Origin of the sequence: Pseudomonas sp. PSE14, assembly GCF_029203285.1 — a bacterium.
Taxonomy (GTDB): Bacteria; Pseudomonadota; Gammaproteobacteria; order Pseudomonadales; family Pseudomonadaceae; genus Pseudomonas.
Genome location: NZ_CP115669.1, coordinates 1,750,227 through 1,767,756 on the forward strand (window position 1 = coordinate 1,750,227; position 17,530 = coordinate 1,767,756).

Consider the following 17,530-nt stretch of genomic DNA (forward strand, 5'->3'; position numbering starts at 1 on the left):
TCCGTCAGGCGTGTGCGCGGGACATCACAGGCGCTTGGCGGAGAGGATGACGACCGGGGTTTTCGGCACGTCCTGGAACATGCCGCGGTTGCCGGTCTGGACCTGGGCGATCTGGTCGACCACACCCATGCCGCGCACCACCTTGCCGAACACGGCATAGCCGAAGTCGCGGGCGCCGTGGTTGAGGAAGTCGTTGCCGGTCAGGTTGATGAAGAACTGGCTGGTGGCCGAGTCCACTGCGCTGGTGCGGGCCATGGCCAGGGTGCCGCGCTCGTTGAGCAGGCCGTTGTCGGCTTCGTTCTTGATCGGCGCCTGGGTGTCCTTCTCCTTCATGGCCTCGGTGAAGCCGCCGCCCTGGATCATGAAGTTGGGGATCACGCGGTGGAAGATGGTGCCGTTGTAGAAGCCGCTGTCGACGTAGGACAGGTAGTTCTTCACGGAAATCGGTGCCTTGTCGGCGTACAGCTCGATCTCGATTTCACCCGAGGTGGTGGACAGCAGTACGTGCGGCTTGTTGGCGTCGGCGGCGAATGCCGAGCCGGCCAGGACCAGGGAGCAGGCAGCGAGCAGGAAGCGTTTGAACAGAGTCATTTGGCGGATGTTTCCGTTAGGTTCTAGGGATGGTCGACCTGCTCGAGGAAGTCGAGCAGGGTGGTGTTGAAGCGTTCCGGCTGATCCAGCGGCGTGGCGTGCCGCGAGTCCTCGATCACCACCAGGCGGGCGTTGGGCAGGTGCCCGACGTAGGCCTGCTTGAGCGAGACCGGGGTGTAGTCGCGGTCGGCGCTGATCACCAGTGTGGGACAGGTTATGCGCGCCAGGCGCTCCTGCACACCCCAGCCGATGATGGCGTGCAGGCTGGAAAGGTAAGCGCGTTTGTCGTTCTGCGGCCAGCGCTGCTGGATCTTGCGGCGCAGGTCGGCCTGCTCGGGCTTGGGAAAGAGCAGCTTGCCCAGCGCTTTGCCCACGGTGTCCAGGCCCAGCACGTGGGCGAGGAACAGCCGGCGCGCCACTTCCAGGTATTCGCGCAGGGTGCGCGGTTTCACTTCCGGCGCGCTGTTGACGATGGTCAGGCTGTTCAGGCGCTCCGGCCAGCGGGTGGCCAGCTCGAAGCCGATCATGCCGCCCATGCTGATGCCGACCAGGTGCACGCGGCCCAGGTGCAGGTGGTCGAGCAGGGCGATCACGTCCTCGGCGAAGGCGGCGATGCTGTAGCGCTCGCGCGGCTTGTCCGACTGGCCGTGGCCGCGTACGTCGAGGGCGATCACCCGGTGACGTTTCTCCAGCTCCGGCACCTGGTATTCCCAGTCGCGGGTGCTGGAGCCAAGGCCGTGCACCAGCAGTACCGGGGTGCCGAATCCGCTTTCCTCGTAATGCAGGCGGTGGCCGGCGTGGTCGAAGAAGGGCATGACGGGCTCCTTGCTTTGGCTCTGGGCCCCGGCCTCAGGCCGGGCTCTCGGGGGCGGCGAAGTGCGCGTCCAGTGGGACGCTGGCGAAGGTGGTCAGCAGTTCGACGAGAATCTGCGTGGCCGGGCCCAGCGGCTTCTCCTTGTTCGGGTAGAGGTAGAAGCGGCTCTCGCGTACGCCGCCCTGGGTCAGCGGCAGTGGCTTGAGCACGCCGTCCTTGAGCTCGCGCTCGATCATGTGCCGCGGCAACCAGGCGAAGCCCAGGCCGTTGCTGACGAAGGTGGCGGCGGTAGCCAGGCTGCCTACCGTCCAGCGTTGCTCGGCGCCCAGCCAGCCGACGTCGCGTGGCTGCAGGCGGCCGGAGTCGCGGATCACCACCTGCATCTGGGTTTCCAGGTCCTGGTGGGTGACCTCGCGCTGCAGGCGGTGCAGCGGGTGGTCGGGGTGGGCGACGGCGACGAAATCCACCACGCTGAGGTCAGCACCCAGATGGCCGGCGATGTTCAGGCCGCTGATGGCCAGGTCGGCATGGCCCTGCACCAGGGCTTCCTCTACGCCGGAGAGCACTTCTTCGCGCAGCAGCACCCGGCAGCCACGGCTTTGCGGCATGAAGGCGGAGAGGGCGCGGACCAGGCGCACGGTGGGGTAGGCGGCGTCCACGACCAGGCGGACCTCCGGCTCCCAGCCCTGTTCCATGTGGTGAGCGAGCTCTTCCAGCTGGCCGGCGGACTTCACCAGTTGGCGGGAGCGCCGCAGCAGCACTTCGCCGGCCTCGGTGAGCACCGCCTTGCGTCCGTCGATGCGCAGCAGCGGCACGCCGAGCTGCTCCTGCATGCGCGCCACGGTGTAGCTGATCGACGACTGCGAACGGTGCATGGCTTCCGCCGCCTGGGCGAAGCCGCCGTGATCGACCACGGCCTGCAGGGTTCTCCACTGATCCAGGGTAACGCGGGGCGCTTTCATCCTCGCCTCCTCTTGTCTAATCTGGCGGTCCGCAGAAGACCAACAAGAGACCGCCATGAAAAAAATCTGTTGTGCCGTTCTGGCACTGTTGCCGCTGACCGCACTGGCCTATCCCATTGAGGTCGAGAAGTCGCTCAATGGCACCGAGATCAGCTATGACACCCAGGACATCGGCGACCAGATGGGCGCGATCCTGTTGCGCAACAACGGTCAGCAGCCGGTGACCTGCACCGCGGTATTCGTCAATGGCCCGGAAACGCCCCATGTGCGCAAGGCCACTCTGGAGCCGGGCAAGGAGGCCAACATGACCTCGAGCTTCAGTCGCGCGGTCATCAAGCTGCGCATCAAGCTCACCTGTGCGCCGGCCTGATAGTTTCCTTACGGGGCCAAGACTAGAAGCAGTTCAGCTGAAAATCAATTTATTCGATAATTAGCAGCGATTATTTCCGCTTTTTTATCGAGTTATCCATCTTTAGGATTCACTCCATCGACAAGTCACTGACCGATGGAGGTCGAATCCATGTCCCGCGTTCTGGTTATCGAAAGCAGTGCCCGCCAGCAAGGTTCCGTATCCCGTCAGCTGACCCGCGAATTCATCGCCCAATGGCAGGCCGCACACCCGGCGGATGAAATCCAGGTGCGCGACCTGGCCGTCGAGCAGGTGCCGCACCTGGACGCCAACCTGCTGGGCGGCTGGATGAAGCCTGAGCAAGAGCAATCCGAGATCGAACGGGCGGCGCTGGAGCGCTCCAATCTGCTGACCGCCGAGCTGCAGTCCGCCGATGTGCTGGTGCTGGCCGCGCCGATGTACAACTTTGCCATTCCCAGCACCCTGAAATCCTGGCTGGACCATGTGCTGCGCGCCGGCGTCACCTTCAAGTACACCGAGACCGGCCCGCAGGGCCTGCTGACCGGCAAGCGCGCCTTCGTGCTGACCAGCCGCGGCGGCGTCTACGCCGGTGGTGCGCTGGACCACCAGGAGCCCTACCTGCGCCAGGCGCTGGGCTTCGTCGGCATCCATGACGTCACCTTCATCCACGCCGAAGGCCTGAACATGGGCGCCGAATTCGCCGAGAAGGGTCTGTCCAAGGCCAAGGCTCAACTCGCCGCCGTCGCCTGATCCGTTTTTCCCTTGCGCACCCTTCCGCTCCTGGGTGCGACCGTGGCCGACCTCCTTCCCCCGGAGGCCGGCCATTTTTTATTCCCGAGGTTGGCCCTGCGGGGGAGCGATCACATCCTTTCCCTTCGGGCTGTTCAAAGTCTGATCAGCATGCTAAAAGAACCTTGAGCTGATCTAGCCGCTTGAAAAAGAAGGGAAAACCATGACCAAGTCGGAGTTGATCGAGAGAATCGTCACCCATCAGGGGCAGCTTTCCGCAAAGGATGTGGAGCTGGCGATCAAGACCATGCTTGAGCAAATGTCCCAGGCTCTGGCGACTGGGGATCGCATCGAAATCCGGGGGTTCGGCAGTTTCTCGTTGCATTATCGCGCCCCGCGCACCGGCCGTAATCCGAAGACCGGCGAGTCCGTGCGCCTGGACGGCAAGTTCGTTCCGCACTTCAAGCCCGGCAAGGAGCTGCGCGACCGCGTCAACGAGCCCGAGTGAGCCCGGGGTATCCGTTTTGAAGGAGTTTCCATGCTTCGGGTAAAGCGTTTCCTGTTCATCCTGGCGCTGGTCGTTCTGGCTGCCGTGGTCGTGGTTTTCGTCCTGGAAAACCTCCAGACTGTGCAACTGACCTTCCTGGGCTGGCAGTCGCCGCAATGGCCGCTGGTTGTCTTCGTGTCCCTGGCGTTTGTCCTCGGCGGGCTGATCGGCCTGCTGCTGAGCATTCCCGTCCGCGCCCGGGCGCGCGTCCGCATGGCGGGCATGCGCTCTGAAATTACCCGCTTCCGCAAGGAGAACGACGCGCTGCGTGACAAGTCGCTGACGGATCATGCCTAGCGTTCTCGCGACGCTGTTCTTCTTCTGCGCCCTGGCCATCGGCTGGTGGATGGGGCGGCGTTCGCGTTCACAGCCCATTCCCGGCGCAGGCAATGACCTGCGCTCGCGCATCCACAGCATGCACAACCTGCTGGAGCGCCACTCCGACGATGCGCTGGAAAATCTCTCCCAGGGCCTGGTGCTGAGCCCGGAGACGCTGGAAAGCCATCTGCACGTCGGCAATCTGTTCCGCCGGCGGGGCGATATCGAAAAAGCCATTCATATTCACCAGGACCTTCTCGGCCGCGCTGGCGAGGATGTTTCGCTGGCCTCGCAGGTTCGCCTCGAACTGGCGCGGGACTTCATTGCAGGCGGTTTGCTCGGCAGTGCCGAGGAACTGCTGGATGAGCTGGTTCATCTGCAGGGTGAGCCGATTTCGCTGGAAGCGCTCGACGAGCAACGACTGATCTGCGAGCGGGAGAAGGATTGGTCCCGGGCGATCGAGCTGGCGGCCCAGCTGGTACCCAGCCGGCCCGAGCTGGTCGCGGCGCTGGCCAATTACTACTGCGAGCTGGCCCAGGAGAAAGGTCGCAGTGGCGACCGCAGCGGCATGCAGGAGCTGCTGCGCGAAGCACGCCGGGTGGATCGCCATTGCGTGCGGGCACTGCTGATGCGGCTGGGTTGCGAGCTCTGGCGGCAGGATCATCCCGCGGCCGTCGCCACCATGGGCGAGCTGGCGCGGGACGCCAAGGCTTTCGTTGGGGAGATCGTGCCGCTGTTGCGACGTTACGATTGCCTGGGTGTGCCGCAGGTTCGCGAGTTCCTCCGCAACCTGGCGGAGTCCGAAGAGGTACCGCCGCTGATCCTGGCGGTTCTGGCTGAGACCGAGGACGACGGCGCTTCTACCTACTGGCGCGACAGCCTGTTGCGGCGTGTCGAACAGCGCCCTTCCTGGCAGGGCGTTGGCGAATTCCTGGATGGGCTTCACGTGGCGGACGGCAATACTTCGGGCATCGAAAAAATTGCTCCAATTATCATCGGCTTGTATAGGACAATGCCGCGCTATCGCTGCAGCCGCTGCGGTTTCTCGGGGCGGGAGCTGCACTGGCAGTGCCCGAGCTGCCATGCCTGGAATGCGCTGCGGCCTGTCATCTCGCCTCTCTAGCGCGAATTCGCACGACACTCTGGATGACGCCCGTGGGCGTCAGGTTCTGCAGGTACAGGATTGAATGTTTTACTGACGGGCGCGACAGGTTTTGTCGGCCGAGGCATGCTGGCGCGTTTGTGCGCGGAATCGGGAGTGCATGTGCGCATCGCTGTACGGCGGCGGCCGGATGAGCTGCCGGGTGGTATCGAGTGTGTGCATATCGATGGCCTGAGTGCGTCCCAGTGCTGGGAAGAGGCGGTGCAGGGTATCGACGTGGTAATTCATGCCGCCGCGCGGGTGCATGTCATGGACGAGCGCGCCGCCGATCCGCTGGCCGAGTTCCGCGCGGTGAACGTCGAGGCGACTCGCCAACTGGCGCGACAGGCCGTCGCTGCAGGCGTGAAGCGCTTCGTCTACGTTAGTTCCATCAAGGTTAACGGCGAGGAAACCGAGCCGGGGCAGTCGTACCGCTCCGATTCGGTCGCGCACCCGCAGGACCCTTACGGGCAGTCCAAGCTCGAAGCGGAGCAGATGCTGTTCGCAATGGCCGGGGATACCGGGCTCGAAGTGGTGGCGGTGCGCCCGCCGCTGGTCTACGGGCCCGGCGTCAAGGCCAATTTCGCCAGTCTGATGGGGGCGCTGCAACGTCGGCTGCCATTGCCTTTCGCGGCCATCGACAATCGCCGTAGCCTGGTGGCGCGGGACAATCTGGTCGACTTGCTGCTGCAGTGTGCGCGTCATCCCGCGGCAGCTGGCCGGGTGTTCCTGGCCAGCGACGGGCAGGACCTGTCCACGGCGCAACTCTGCCGCGAACTGAGCGAGGCGCTGGGCGTGCGCCCGCGCTTGCTGCCGGTGCCGGCCATGGTCCTGCGGGCGCTGGGGCTGTTCACCGGTCGCAGCCAACAGGTGCAGCGCCTGCTCGGCTCGCTGCAGGTGGATATCTCCACCACTCGCCAGGTTCTGGACTGGCAGCCTCCGGTGTCGATGAAACAGGCTATCCGGGAAACCGCGCAATGGTACAAGGAGTGTCGAGGTCAATGAGCATGGGGGTATTGCTGGCGGCTGTTTTCCTGGCGTCGTGGGGCATGACCTGGGGGGTGCGGCGCTACGCGTTGGCGCGGAGCATTATGGACATCCCCAACGCCCGTAGTTCGCACCAGATTCCAACGCCCCGCGGCGGTGGCGTCGCCATCGTGGCGGGTTTCCTCGGCTGTCTGGCGCTAGCGGCTGTTCTAGGGGCTGTCGAGGTTCATAGCCTGGTGGCACTGCTGCCTGCCGGCGCCTGGGTGGCCGTCATCGGCTTTCTGGATGATCATCGGCATATTCCGGCCCGTTGGCGCCTGTTGGGGCATTTCGTCGGGGCCGGATGGTTGATGTACTGGGTGGGTGGCCTGCCGGTGCTGAGCATGCCCTGGGGCGCGATGGACCTGGGTGTGGCTGGGGATCTGCTAGCCTTGGTGTTTCTGGTCTGGTTGCTCAACCTGTACAACTTCATGGATGGCATCGATGGCATCGCCAGCCTGGAGGCCATCAGCGTCTGTCTGGCCGGGGCGTTGTGCTACTGGCTGGTCGGTGCGGGTTCGCAGGCATTGCTTCCATTGATCCTGGCCATGGCGACTGCGGGGTTTCTGGTATGGAATTTCCCCCCGGCGCGTATTTTCATGGGGGATGCCGGCAGCGGTTTCCTTGGGGTCGTGCTGGGGGGAATGGCGCTTCAGGCGGGGTGGGTATCGCCGCCCTTGCTGTGGAGTTGGCTGATCCTGCTCGGGGTTTTCGTGGTGGATGCGAGCTACACCTTGCTCCACCGCCTGATTCGCGGTGAGCGAGTCTATGAAGCGCATCGCAGCCACGCCTACCAGCGTGCGTCGCGGCACTATGGCAGTCACTTGCGGGTGTCGCTGGCGATTACCGGCATCAACCTGTGCTGGTTGATGCCGCTTGCGGTTTTGGTCAGTCTGGGACAGGTTTCCGGTTTGTTGGCACTGATTGCGGCCTATGCTCCTTTGGTGCTTGTCGTAGCTCGTCTGGGTGCAGGCCGTCCGGATGATCAGGATGTGAGCTGAACTCCATTGGAAATGGTGGTCAATGTAGCGGGGGGAGTGCGTTATTCCCGCTCTCGATGAAGGACAAGCACAAATGCTTCGAGAACGCCTGCTAAGGCTTCCGCGACGGTACAAGCGACTCTTGCAGGTCGTCACTGACATCATTCTGGTCTGGTTCGCGCTCTGGATGGCGTTCATCGTGCGCCTGGGGACAGAGGACCTGATGTATCCGCTGCGCGTGCACAGTTGGCTGTTCGTGGCAGCGCCATTGGTGGCGATCCCGCTGTTCATTCGCTTCGGAATGTACCGGGCGGTGATGCGTTACCTGGGCAACGACGCGCTGATCGCCATCTGGAAGGCGGTCACGTTGTCGGCGCTGCTGTTGTCGCTGGTGGTTTACTGGAATCGTGCGGTCGAGGAGGCCGTCCCTCGATCCTTGGTATTCAATTACTGGTGGCTCAGCCTGCTGATGGTCGGTGGCCTGCGTCTGGCCATGCGCCAGTACTTCATGGGCGACTGGTACAGCGCCGTGCAGGCGGTGCCCTTCTTCAACAGGCAGGACGGTTTGCCGAAGGTGGTCGTGTACGGGGCCGGCTCGGCGGGCAACCAGTTGGTCGCCGCCTTGCGCCTGGGACGGGCCATGCGCCCGGTGGCCTTCATCGACGACGACGACGAGATTGCCAACCGGATCATCGCCGGCCTTCGCGTGTACAAGCCCAAGCATATCCAGCAACTGATCGAGGAGACCGGCGCGCAGGAAGTGCTGCTGGCGATTCCGTCCGCATCGCGTGCGCGCCGTCGCGAGATCCTGGGGCTGCTGGAGCCTTATCCGCTGCACGTGCGCAGTGTTCCTGGTTTCATCGACCTGGCCAACGGCCGGGTGCGGGTGGACGACATCCAGGAAGTGGACATCGCCGACCTGCTCGGGCGAGACGCGGTCGAGCCGCGCAAGGAGCTGTTCGAGCACTGCATCCGCGGCCAGGCGGTGATGGTGACGGGCGCGGGCGGCTCCATCGGCTCGGAGCTCTGCCGCCAGATCCTGGCCTCCTCGCCGACGGTGCTGGTCCTGTTCGAGCACAGCGAATACAACCTCTACCGCGTGCACCAGGAACTGGACATGCGCGTCAGGCGCGAGTCCCTGGCGGTCCAGTTGGTGCCGATCCTGGGCTCCGTGCGCAGCCCCGAGCGGCTGCTCGACGTCATGCGGACCTGGAAGGTGGCCACCGTCTACCACGCGGCCGCTTACAAGCACGTGCCGATCGTCGAGCACAACATTTCCGAGGGCGTGCTCAACAACGTGCTCGGCACGCTCCATACGGCCCAGGTAGCGGTGCAGGCCGGGGTTCAGAATTTCGTGCTGATCTCCACCGACAAGGCGGTTCGCCCCACCAACGTCATGGGCAGCACCAAGCGGCTGGCGGAGATGATCCTGCAGGCGCTGAGCCAGGAGTCGGCGCCGGTGCTGTTCGGCGACAAGTCCGGCGTGCATCAGGTCAACAAGACCCGCTTCACCATGGTTCGCTTCGGCAACGTGCTGGGTTCGTCCGGTTCGGTGATCCCGCTGTTCCGCGAGCAGATCAAGCGCGGGGGGCCGGTGACCGTCACTCATCCCGGCATCACCCGTTATTTCATGACGATTCCCGAGGCTGCCCAGTTGGTCATCCAGGCGGGTTCGATGGGGCGTGGCGGTGACGTGTTCGTGCTCGACATGGGGCAGCCGGTGAAGATTCTCGAGCTGGCCGAGCGGATGATTCACCTGTCCGGTCTGAGTGTGCGCTCCGAACGGACGCCTCACGGTGATATCTCCATCGAGTTCAGCGGGCTGCGGCCGGGCGAGAAGCTGTACGAGGAGCTGCTGATCGGCGACGACGTCAGCGCTACCGAGCACCCCATGATCATGAAGGCCAACGAGGAGCTGATGCCCTGGGAGGGCTTCAAGCTGGTGTTGGTCGACCTGCTCAAGGCGGTTGACCAGGGCAACTATGCGCGGGTGCGTCAGTTGCTGCGCGAGACGGTCAACGGCTATTGCCCGGAAGGCGACATCGTCGATCTCATCCATCAGCACCGACGCATGGAGCCCTGATCGCGGGCTTCTAGCAGACGCGGGAAGAGCCGCATCTGCGAGCGTTGTCAGCCCTTTCCTCGCGATCTGTCGGCGGCAGCGGAAACTGTTGCCGACTCTTTAAACCGGCGTTTTCACGGGTATTCCTGGCGATATGTTTTCCGGGCGGCGCAATGGCGCCCGCCTCGAAACCTGATACGTCAAGGAACGATCCATGAAGAAGAGTCTGCTTTCTGCCGCAAGCATTATCCTGCTGGCCTGCTTGTCCTTTGCTGGCGCCACCAGTGCCGCTGCCAAGGCTGAGCCCGTTGCCAAGCCTGCCGTCGAATCCACCGCCCCCGCCAGCAAGGCGCCGGTTGCGCAGGCCGATACCGTAAACATCAACTCCGCGACCGTGGAAGAGTTGCAGAAGTCGATGAAGGGCATCGGCAAGGTCAAGGCCCAGGCGATCGTCGATTACCGTACGGCCAATGGCCCGTTCACCAGCATCGATCAGCTCCTGGAAGTGAAGGGGATTGGCAAGGGTACCCTGGATAAGAATCGAGACAGGATTTCGCTCTGAGGGAGCTGAGAAAGGAAGAAGGCCGGTCGTTGACCGGCTTTTCTATTGGTGCGGGGGAGGGGGCATCGACTTTCCTGACCCCAAAGAAAAAGCCCCCGGCATGTGCCGAGGGCTTTGAATTTGGCTCCGCGACCTGGACTCGAACCAGGGACCCAATGATTAACAGTCATTTGCTCTACCGACTGAGCTATCGCGGAACAACGGGGCGTATCTTACTGATTAAAAAGGGGAAGTCAACATCGCCCCGACGACTTCCCCATAATTTTTTACAGCACCTGGACGATGGCGCGGGTCACGGTGTCCAGGTTGCCGTTGTTCAGCGCGGCGACGCAGATGCGGCCGGTGCCGACGGCGTAGATGCCGAACTCGTTCTTCAGGCGCTCTACCTGCTCGGCGGTCAGGCCGGAGTAGGAGAACATGCCGCGCTGCTGGGCAACGAAGCCGAAGTCACGCTTGGCGCCCAGGGCGGCCAGTTGTTGAACCATGGCTTCGCGCATGGCGCGGATGCGGGTGCGCATTTCGCCCAGTTCTTCTTCCCATACCGCACGCAGTTCCGGGCTGTTCAGCACGGAAGCGACGACGCTGGCGCCGTGGGTCGGCGGGTTGGAGTAGTTGGTGCGGATCACGCGCTTGACCTGGGACAGGACGCGGGCGGATTCCTCGCGGCTGTTGGTCACGACCGACAGCGCGCCGACGCGCTCGCCGTACAGCGAGAACGACTTGGAGAAGGAGCTGGAGACGAAGAAGTTCAGGCCGGACTGGGCGAACAGGCGCACAGCAGAGGCGTCTTCGTCGATGCCGTCGCCGAAGCCCTGGTAGGCAATGTCGAGGAACGGCACGTGGCCCTTGGCCTTGAGCACGTCCAGCACCTGCTTCCAGTCGTCCATGGTCAGGTCGACGCCGGTCGGGTTGTGGCAGCAGGCGTGCAGCACAACGATGGACTGCGACGGCAGGGCGTTCAGGTCTTCCAGCAGGCCGGCGCGGTTAACGCCGTTGGTGCTGGCGTCGTAGTAGCGGTAGTTCTGCACCGGGAAGCCGGCGGCTTCGAACAGGGCGCGGTGGTTTTCCCAGCTCGGGTCGCTGATGGCGACAGTGGCGTTGGGCAGCAGGCGCTTGAGGAAGTCGGCGCCGGTCTTCAGCGCGCCGGTACCGCCAACGGCCTGGGTGGTCACCACGCGGCCTTCGGCCAGCAGCTCGGAGTCAGCGCCGAACAGCAGCTTCTGCACGCCCGAATCGTAGGCGGCGATGCCTTCGATCGGCAGGTAGCCGCGCGGGGCATGAGCTTCGATGCGGGCCTTCTCCGCGGCCTGGACGGCACGCAGCAACGGGAGGCGACCTTCCTCGTTGTAGTACACGCCAACGCCCAGGTTGATCTTGCCCGGACGGGTATCGGCGTTGAAAGCTTCGTTCAGGCCCAGGATGGGGTCACGGGGGGCCATTTCGACAGCGGAGAACAGACTCATTTTGGCAGCAGCTCTAAGGCGGGAGTGAAGTGCAATTGCAACCCCCCGCTCACGGCGCTGGGGGTTGCGTCGACGGGCCGGTATTATATAGCCCTCTATGGCAGGCGGCGAGTTATCGCGCATGCTTTTCGACTGGTATGACGCTTTGGCGACCGAAGCGTCACACGCCAATGCGAGGTTCCCATGTCGTTATTCCAGCTGGATTCGCGCTTCAAGCCCGCCGGTGATCAACCAGAAGCCATCCGACAGATGGTGGAAGGACTGGAAGCGGGCTTGTCGCACCAGACGCTGCTGGGGGTGACCGGTTCCGGCAAGACCTTCAGCATCGCCAACGTCATCGCCCAGGTGCAGCGCCCGACCATGATCCTGGCGCCGAACAAGACCCTGGCCGCGCAGCTCTACGGCGAGTTCAAGACCTTCTTCCCGAACAACGCGGTGGAGTACTTCGTCTCCTACTACGACTACTACCAACCTGAAGCCTACGTGCCGTCCTCCGATACCTATATCGAGAAGGACTCCTCCATCAACGACCACATCGAGCAGATGCGCCTGTCGGCGACCAAGGCGCTGCTGGAGCGCGAGGACGCCATCATCGTCTGCACCGTGTCGTCGATCTACGGCTTGGGCGACCCGGCGTCCTACCTGAAGATGGTCCTGCACCTGGATCGCGGCGACAGGATGGACCAGCGCGAGTTGCTACGCCGCCTGACCAGCCTGCAGTACACCCGCAACGACATGGACTTCGCTCGCGCCACTTTCCGCGTGCGCGGCGACGTTATCGACATATTCCCTGCGGAATCGGACCTGGAAGCCATCCGCGTCGAGCTGTTCGACGACGAGGTGGAGAACATCGCCGCCTTCGACCCGCTGACCGGCGAGGTGATCACCAAGCTGCCGCGCTTCACCTTCTACCCCAAGAGCCACTACGTGACCCCACGGGAAACGCTGCTGGAGGCGGTGGAGCAGATCAAGGCCGAACTCAAGGTGCGCCTGGAATACCTGCGCACCAACAACAAGCTGGTGGAAGCCCAGCGCCTGGAACAGCGCACCCGTTTCGACCTGGAGATGATCCTCGAACTGGGTTACTGCAACGGCATCGAGAACTACTCGCGCTACCTTTCCGGGCGCGGTCCCGGTGAGCCGCCGCCAACCCTCTACGATTACCTGCCGGCCAATTCCCTGCTGGTGATCGACGAGTCCCACGTCAGCGTTCCCCAGGTTGGCGCCATGTACAAGGGCGACCGTTCGCGCAAGGAAACCCTGGTGGAATACGGCTTCCGCCTGCCGTCGGCACTGGACAACCGGCCGCTGCGCTTCGAGGAATGGGAGGCGATCAGCCCACAGACCATCTTCGTCTCGGCAACCCCTGGCCCTTATGAGGACCAGCACGCCGGCCGGGTGATCGAGCAGGTGGTGCGTCCCACCGGCCTGGTCGATCCGGAAGTGGAAATCCGCCCGGCCACCACCCAGGTGGACGACCTGCTCTCGGAAATCCGCCTGCGCGTGGCCGAGGACCAGCGGGTGTTGGTCACGACCCTGACCAAGCGCATGGCCGAAGACCTCACCGACTACCTGGGCGACCACGATGTGCGGGTACGCTACCTGCACTCGGACATCGATACCGTGGAGCGGGTGGAGATCATCCGCGACCTGCGCACCGGGACCTTCGACGTGCTGGTGGGGATCAACCTGCTGCGCGAGGGCCTGGACATGCCCGAGGTGTCGCTGGTGGCGATCCTCGATGCGGACAAGGAAGGCTTCCTGCGTTCCGAACGCTCGCTGATCCAGACCATCGGCCGCGCCGCGCGGAACCTGCATGGCAAGGCGATCCTCTACGCCGACAACATTACCGGCTCGATGCAGAGGGCGATCAACGAGACCGAGCGACGTCGTACCAAGCAACTTGAGTTCAACGCCAAGCACGGCATCGTGCCCAAGGGCGTGAAGAAGGACATCAAGGACATCCTCGAAGGCGCCGTGGTGCCGGGTGCCAAGGGCAAGCGCCGCAGTCTGGCGAAGGTGGCGGAGGAGAGTGGGCGCTACGAGAATGAACTGCGCACACCGGACGAGATCGCCAAACGCATCAAGCAGCTGGAAGAGCGCATGTACCAGCTGGCGCGGGACCTGGAGTTCGAGGCCGCGGCCGGGGTACGCGACGAGATCGGCAAATTGCGCGACCGCATGGTGTCGATGGGATAAGTCGTGAAGGCGGCTGGGCGGCTTTTCGTAGGAGCGAGCTTGCTCGCGAACCGCACAGCACCCTGAGGCTCCGGCGTGAAGCGGGGTTCGCGAGCAAGCTCGCTCCTACAAGGATTGGTGTGGCATGGGGACGCTCAATGCGCCCCGGCCCCCGCGCCGACACCCATGCCCGCCGGCAGCGGACGAGTCAGCAGCACCGCCACCATGCTGACCGCCAGCACGATGCCGATGGCATGGAAGGCGTCGTTGTAGGCCATGATCGCCGCCTGCTGGTGGACGATCTCGCTGATCTTGCCCAGCGCCGCCTGCTGCGTGCCCAGTTGCGCGGTCAGCTGCGCCAGGCGCTCGTCCACCGCGCCGTTCACCGGCACCACCGCTTCGCGCAGGTAGTCATAGTAGACCTTGGCGCGGCTATCCAGCAGCGTGGCCAGCAAGGCGATGCCGATGGCGCCGCCGAGGTTGCGCAGGATGTTGAACAGGCTGGAGGCCGACCCCGCGTCCTGCGGCTGCAGGTAAACGGTGGCGATCAGCGAGATGGTGACCATCACCATCGGCTGGCCGAGGGCGCGTAACAGCTGGATCTGGTTGAACTGCGGGCCGGCGAAGTCCGGGTTGAGCACGCCGGAGAAGAAGCTCGCCATGCCGAACAGGCCGAAGCCCACGGCGCACAGCAGGCGCGGCTCGACGATCTTCATCAGCTTGGGAATCAGCGGAATGAGGAACAGCTGCGGCACGCCCATCCACATGATTACCTCGCCGATCTGCATCGCGTTGTAGCCCTGGATCTGTGCCAGATACAGCGGCAGCACGTAGATCGAGCCGTACAGCCCCATCCCCAGGCCAATGCTGGAAATGCTCGACAGGCCAAAGTTGCGGTTGCGCAGGATGCCCAGGTTGATCAGCGGATTCGGCCGTGAGGTTTGCAGGATCACGAAGAGGATCAGGCTGATCAGCGCGATGCTGCCCAGGCTGACGATCAGGTTGGATTCCAGCCAGTCCTTGCGGTGGCCTTCTTCCAGGAATACCTGCAGACAGCCCAGGCCGATGGCCATGGTGACGATGCCGGCGTAGTCGGTGCTCTTCAGCAGTTCCCAGTGCGGAGGCTTCTTCTCCAGGCCGTAGAGCAGGCCGGCGATCATCAGCAGGCCCGGCGGGATGTTGATGTAGAAGATGTATTCCCAGCCGAAGTTCTCCGTCAGCCAGCCGCCCAGGGTCGGGCCGATGGAGGGCGCGAAGGTGGCGGTGATGGCAAACAGCGCCATGCCCTTGGGGCGGTGGTGCTCCGGCAGCTTGATCAGCGCCAGGGTGAAGGCCAGGGGAATCAGCGCACCGCCCGTGAAACCCTGCATGGCGCGGAACACGATCATGCTCTCCAGGTTCCAGGCGAAGGAGCAGAGCAGGGAGGAGAACAGGAATCCGGTGGAAATCATCCAGGCCAGCCGGCGTGCCGAGAGCAGCTGCACCAGCCAGGCGGTGAGCGGGATCATGATGATTTCCGCCACCAGGTAGGAGGTGGAAATCCACGAGCCTTCCTCCAGGGTGGCGGCCAGCGCGCCCTGGATGTCCTTCAGCGAGGAGTTGGTGATCTGGATGTCGAGCACTGCCATGAAGGCGCCCAGCATGGCGCTGAACACGGCGATCCAGTCGCGGCGGGTCGGTTCCCCGACCGGCCGCACCAGGGCATCAGCGGACACGCAACTCGACCTCGGCATCGACCGACATGCCCGGGCGGATCAGGCCCTTGAGCGGGTTGTCGTCGGCGAAGGTGATCTTTACCGGGATGCGCTGTACCACCTTGGTGAAGTTGCCGGTGGCGTTGTCCGGCGGCAGCAGGCTGAACTGTGCGCCGGAGGCAGCGAACAGGCTCTGCACTTCGCCGTCGATGGGGGTGTCGGGGAAGGAGTCGAACACCAGGCGCGCCTTTTGCCCCGGGCGCATCTTGCCGATCTGGGTTTCCTTGAAGTTGGCCTGGATCCAGATGCCATCGTCCGGCACCAGCGACAACAGCTGGGTGCCGACCTGTACGTACTGGCCGATGCGGGCGTTGCGCTGGCCGACCAGGCCGCTCACCGGGGCGCGGATTTCGGTGCGGGCCAGGTTGAGCTGGGCCTGGGCGACGTCGGCGCGGGCGCTCTCGATCTGCGCCTGTAGCCGCTGGACATCGGTGCCCAGGGTGTCGCGCTGGACGCGCTGGGCCTGAAGGTCGGCCTGGGCCTTGGCGACCTGGGAGCGGGCGACACGGGAGTCGGCGGTGAGGGTGGTGACGCGCTCCTCGGAAACGTACCCGGGGCCGCGCAGTGCCTGGGCGCGGCCCAGGTCGACTTCGGCGCGGCCGAGGGTGGCCTGGCTGGCATTCACGTCGGCCTCGCTGGCGGCGATGGCGCTCGACTGCCCCTTGAGCTTGCTGCGGGCCTGCTCCAGCTCTGCCTCGCGGGTAGCCAGGGTGGCCTTGGCGCGGTCCAGGGCGAGCTTGAAGTCGTCGGCTTCGAGCTTGACCAGCAACTGGCCTTTCTCCACATGCTGGTTGTCCTGCACCAGCACTTCGTCGATGCGCGCACCGAGCTGGCTGGCGATACGGGTGATCTCGCCCTGCACGTAGGCGTTATCGGTCGTCTCGACGAAGCGACCGATGAAATACCAGCGCGCCAGGAGGGCGAGGGCGACCACCACGAGGATGGTCAGGAACACGGTCAGGCGACGTTGCAGTTGGGCAGGCATAGTTAAACGAGCGTTTGGTTGACGGAAAAATGTTTGCCAATGTAACAGTGTTCCGTGGCGGCACGTAGCCGCTACACTTCGGAAACTTTGTTGCTTATAGGGAACAATCATGGGGCTGGATGATGCGCTGATTTTCACCCGCGTCGTGGAGCTGCACAGTTTTACCCAGGCCGCGCAGAGCCTGGGCATGCAGAAATCGACGGTGAGCCGGCGCATCGTCCTGCTGGAAGAACGCCTGGGGGTGCGGCTGCTCAATCGCACCACCCGCAAGCTGCGCCTGACCGAAGTGGGGCAGGCCTACTACGACCGCTGCCGGCAGATCATGCATGACTTCGCCGAGGCCGAGCAGGCGGTGATGCAGTTGCAGCAGGCGCCGTCGGGGTTGTTGCGCATCAGCGCGCCCATCGAGTTCGGCCAGATGTACCTGGGCAAGGTGCTGGGCGACTTCATGCGGCTCTACCCGCAGATCACTGCCGAGGTCGAGCTCACGTCGCGCAGCGTCGATCCGCTGGAAGAGGGCGTGGACATCGTCATCATGGTCGGCCAGCCCGAAGACTCCACGCTGATCGCCCGGCGCATGCTGATCACCAACCGCTGCCTGTGCGCCAGCCCGGAGTACCTGGCCTTGCACGGCCAGCCACGGCAGGTCGAGGAACTGGCCGGCCATCGCGCCGTGCTGCTGCAGTCCGATTCCCAGCGCTACTGGCCGCTGAGCGGCGAGAGCATTCCCTGCCATCGGGTGCTGTCGTGCAACAACATCACCTTCGCTCGCGAAGCGGTACTGGCCGGCGCCGGGATCGCATCGTTGCCGGAGCTGATCGTCGACGAACAGTTGGCCAACGGCAGTCTGGTGCGCGTCCTGCCGCAGGTGCAGCTGCCGGTTGGCGAGCTGTATGCCGTCTACCCGTCACGGCGATTCCAGGCCATGAAGGTGAAGGCCTTCCTCGACTTCCTGATCACTAACCTGCCGATTGATGCGGAGCGTTGGCTGGAGCCGGGGGCGGCCCGCCTGATAACATCGCGTCCATGAGCGCGTGTCCTGGCCCGC

General features: G+C 64.1%; 17 protein-coding genes and 1 tRNA gene. 11 read left to right on the top strand and 7 right to left on the bottom strand.

What is annotated here, in order from left to right:
- Window positions 1-24: 24 nt before the first annotated feature.
- The 3 genes from O6P39_RS08260 to O6P39_RS08270 are packed head-to-tail and all read right to left on the bottom strand — an operon-like array spanning window position 25 to window position 2,367.
- A complete protein-coding gene (locus O6P39_RS08260) occupies window positions 25-585 on the bottom strand; it encodes a peptidylprolyl isomerase (RefSeq protein WP_275611919.1) in 561 nt (186 codons plus the stop codon).
- A gap of 29 nt (window positions 586-614) precedes the next feature.
- Window positions 615-1,406, bottom strand: a complete 792-nt coding sequence (locus tag O6P39_RS08265; RefSeq protein WP_275610881.1) for an alpha/beta fold hydrolase — start codon at window positions 1,404-1,406, stop codon at window positions 615-617.
- A 34-nt stretch (window positions 1,407-1,440) separates the two neighbouring features.
- Window positions 1,441-2,367 carry a LysR family transcriptional regulator gene (locus O6P39_RS08270; protein ID WP_207884256.1) on the bottom strand — a complete coding sequence of 309 codons (927 nt, stop codon included), beginning with the start codon at window positions 2,365-2,367 and terminating at the stop codon, window positions 1,441-1,443.
- Between the two features lie 55 nt (window positions 2,368-2,422).
- Between O6P39_RS08270 and O6P39_RS08275 the strand changes: the two genes are divergently transcribed.
- The 9 genes from O6P39_RS08275 to O6P39_RS08315 all read left to right on the top strand — a co-directional run bounded on the left by O6P39_RS08275 (window position 2,423) and on the right by O6P39_RS08315 (window position 10,102).
- Window positions 2,423-2,737, top strand: a complete 315-nt coding sequence (locus O6P39_RS08275) for a 3-phosphoglycerate kinase (RefSeq protein ID WP_275610882.1) — start codon at window positions 2,423-2,425, stop codon at window positions 2,735-2,737.
- A gap of 150 nt (window positions 2,738-2,887) precedes the next feature.
- Window positions 2,888-3,487, top strand: a complete 600-nt coding sequence (locus tag O6P39_RS08280) for an FMN-dependent NADH-azoreductase (protein WP_275610883.1) — start codon at window positions 2,888-2,890, stop codon at window positions 3,485-3,487.
- 202 nt (window positions 3,488-3,689) lie between these two features.
- Window positions 3,690-3,974: an integration host factor subunit beta gene (ihfB, locus tag O6P39_RS08285; RefSeq protein WP_015478091.1), complete on the top strand. Its 285-nt coding sequence runs from the start codon at window positions 3,690-3,692 to the stop codon at window positions 3,972-3,974.
- Between the two features lie 30 nt (window positions 3,975-4,004).
- Complete coding sequence (locus tag O6P39_RS08290) at window positions 4,005-4,310, top strand: lipopolysaccharide assembly protein LapA domain-containing protein (RefSeq protein ID WP_275610884.1); 306 nt, start codon at window positions 4,005-4,007, stop codon at window positions 4,308-4,310.
- Between the two features lie 118 nt (window positions 4,311-4,428).
- A complete protein-coding gene (locus O6P39_RS08295; RefSeq protein WP_275610885.1) occupies window positions 4,429-5,454 on the top strand; it encodes a hypothetical protein in 1,026 nt (341 codons plus the stop codon).
- 105 nt (window positions 5,455-5,559) lie between these two features.
- A complete protein-coding gene (locus tag O6P39_RS08300; protein ID WP_275610886.1) occupies window positions 5,560-6,477 on the top strand; it encodes an SDR family oxidoreductase in 918 nt (305 codons plus the stop codon).
- Complete coding sequence (locus O6P39_RS08305) at window positions 6,474-7,499, top strand: glycosyltransferase family 4 protein (RefSeq protein WP_275610887.1); 1,026 nt, start codon at window positions 6,474-6,476, stop codon at window positions 7,497-7,499. The genes O6P39_RS08300 and O6P39_RS08305 overlap by 4 nt, the downstream gene beginning before the upstream one ends.
- Before the next feature lie 73 nt (window positions 7,500-7,572).
- Window positions 7,573-9,561 (top strand): nucleoside-diphosphate sugar epimerase/dehydratase, encoded by a 1,989-nt coding sequence (locus tag O6P39_RS08310; protein WP_275610888.1) that lies wholly within the window; start codon window positions 7,573-7,575, stop codon window positions 9,559-9,561.
- Window positions 9,562-9,754: 193 nt separating this feature from the next.
- The gene (locus O6P39_RS08315) at window positions 9,755-10,102 is read left to right on the top strand and encodes a ComEA family DNA-binding protein (protein ID WP_275610889.1); all 348 of its coding nucleotides are present in this window, start codon (window positions 9,755-9,757) and stop codon (window positions 10,100-10,102) included.
- Window positions 10,103-10,223: 121 nt separating this feature from the next.
- Here the strand turns inward: O6P39_RS08315 and O6P39_RS08320 are convergent.
- Together O6P39_RS08320 and O6P39_RS08325 are read right to left on the bottom strand one after the other, a co-directional pair.
- Window positions 10,224-10,299 (bottom strand) — tRNA-Asn (locus O6P39_RS08320).
- Window positions 10,300-10,368: 69 nt separating this feature from the next.
- Entirely contained in the window at window positions 10,369-11,565 is a 1,197-nt protein-coding gene (locus O6P39_RS08325; RefSeq protein ID WP_275610890.1) for an amino acid aminotransferase, read from the bottom strand.
- A gap of 183 nt (window positions 11,566-11,748) precedes the next feature.
- Here O6P39_RS08325 and uvrB point away from each other — a divergent pair, with 183 nt between their 5' ends.
- Window positions 11,749-13,764, top strand: a complete 2,016-nt coding sequence (gene uvrB, locus O6P39_RS08330) for an excinuclease ABC subunit UvrB (protein WP_275610891.1) — start codon at window positions 11,749-11,751, stop codon at window positions 13,762-13,764.
- A 134-nt stretch (window positions 13,765-13,898) separates the two neighbouring features.
- On the opposite strand, the gene O6P39_RS08335 is transcribed toward uvrB, so the two are convergent.
- Both O6P39_RS08335 and O6P39_RS08340 read right to left on the bottom strand, forming a co-directional pair.
- Complete coding sequence (locus O6P39_RS08335; protein WP_275611920.1) at window positions 13,899-15,398, bottom strand: MDR family MFS transporter; 1,500 nt, start codon at window positions 15,396-15,398, stop codon at window positions 13,899-13,901.
- A 49-nt stretch (window positions 15,399-15,447) separates the two neighbouring features.
- Entirely contained in the window at window positions 15,448-16,482 is a 1,035-nt protein-coding gene (locus tag O6P39_RS08340; protein WP_275610892.1) for an HlyD family secretion protein, read from the bottom strand.
- A gap of 109 nt (window positions 16,483-16,591) precedes the next feature.
- On the opposite strand from O6P39_RS08340, the gene O6P39_RS08345 reads away from it, so the two are divergent.
- Complete coding sequence (locus O6P39_RS08345) at window positions 16,592-17,512, top strand: LysR family transcriptional regulator (protein WP_275610893.1); 921 nt, start codon at window positions 16,592-16,594, stop codon at window positions 17,510-17,512.
- Window positions 17,513-17,530 lie beyond the last annotated feature (18 nt).

Coding starts and splice junctions, on each gene's coding strand:
- O6P39_RS08265 (WP_275610881.1), bottom strand. CDS start 1,406: ATGCCCTTCTTCGACCACGCCGGCCACCGCCTGCATTACGAGGAAAGC.
- O6P39_RS08270 (WP_207884256.1), bottom strand. CDS start 2,367: ATGAAAGCGCCCCGCGTTACCCTGGATCAGTGGAGAACCCTGCAGGCC.
- O6P39_RS08275 (WP_275610882.1), top strand. CDS start 2,423: ATGAAAAAAATCTGTTGTGCCGTTCTGGCACTGTTGCCGCTGACCGCA.
- O6P39_RS08280 (WP_275610883.1), top strand. CDS start 2,888: ATGTCCCGCGTTCTGGTTATCGAAAGCAGTGCCCGCCAGCAAGGTTCC.
- ihfB (WP_015478091.1), top strand. CDS start 3,690: ATGACCAAGTCGGAGTTGATCGAGAGAATCGTCACCCATCAGGGGCAG.
- O6P39_RS08290 (WP_275610884.1), top strand. CDS start 4,005: ATGCTTCGGGTAAAGCGTTTCCTGTTCATCCTGGCGCTGGTCGTTCTG.
- O6P39_RS08295 (WP_275610885.1), top strand. CDS start 4,429: ATGCACAACCTGCTGGAGCGCCACTCCGACGATGCGCTGGAAAATCTC.
- O6P39_RS08300 (WP_275610886.1), top strand. CDS start 5,560: ATGCTGGCGCGTTTGTGCGCGGAATCGGGAGTGCATGTGCGCATCGCT.
- O6P39_RS08305 (WP_275610887.1), top strand. CDS start 6,474: ATGAGCATGGGGGTATTGCTGGCGGCTGTTTTCCTGGCGTCGTGGGGC.
- O6P39_RS08310 (WP_275610888.1), top strand. CDS start 7,573: ATGCTTCGAGAACGCCTGCTAAGGCTTCCGCGACGGTACAAGCGACTC.
- O6P39_RS08315 (WP_275610889.1), top strand. CDS start 9,755: ATGAAGAAGAGTCTGCTTTCTGCCGCAAGCATTATCCTGCTGGCCTGC.
- O6P39_RS08325 (WP_275610890.1), bottom strand. CDS start 11,565: ATGAGTCTGTTCTCCGCTGTCGAAATGGCCCCCCGTGACCCCATCCTG.
- uvrB (WP_275610891.1), top strand. CDS start 11,749: ATGTCGTTATTCCAGCTGGATTCGCGCTTCAAGCCCGCCGGTGATCAA.
- O6P39_RS08340 (WP_275610892.1), bottom strand. CDS start 16,482: ATGCCTGCCCAACTGCAACGTCGCCTGACCGTGTTCCTGACCATCCTC.
- O6P39_RS08345 (WP_275610893.1), top strand. CDS start 16,592: ATGGGGCTGGATGATGCGCTGATTTTCACCCGCGTCGTGGAGCTGCAC.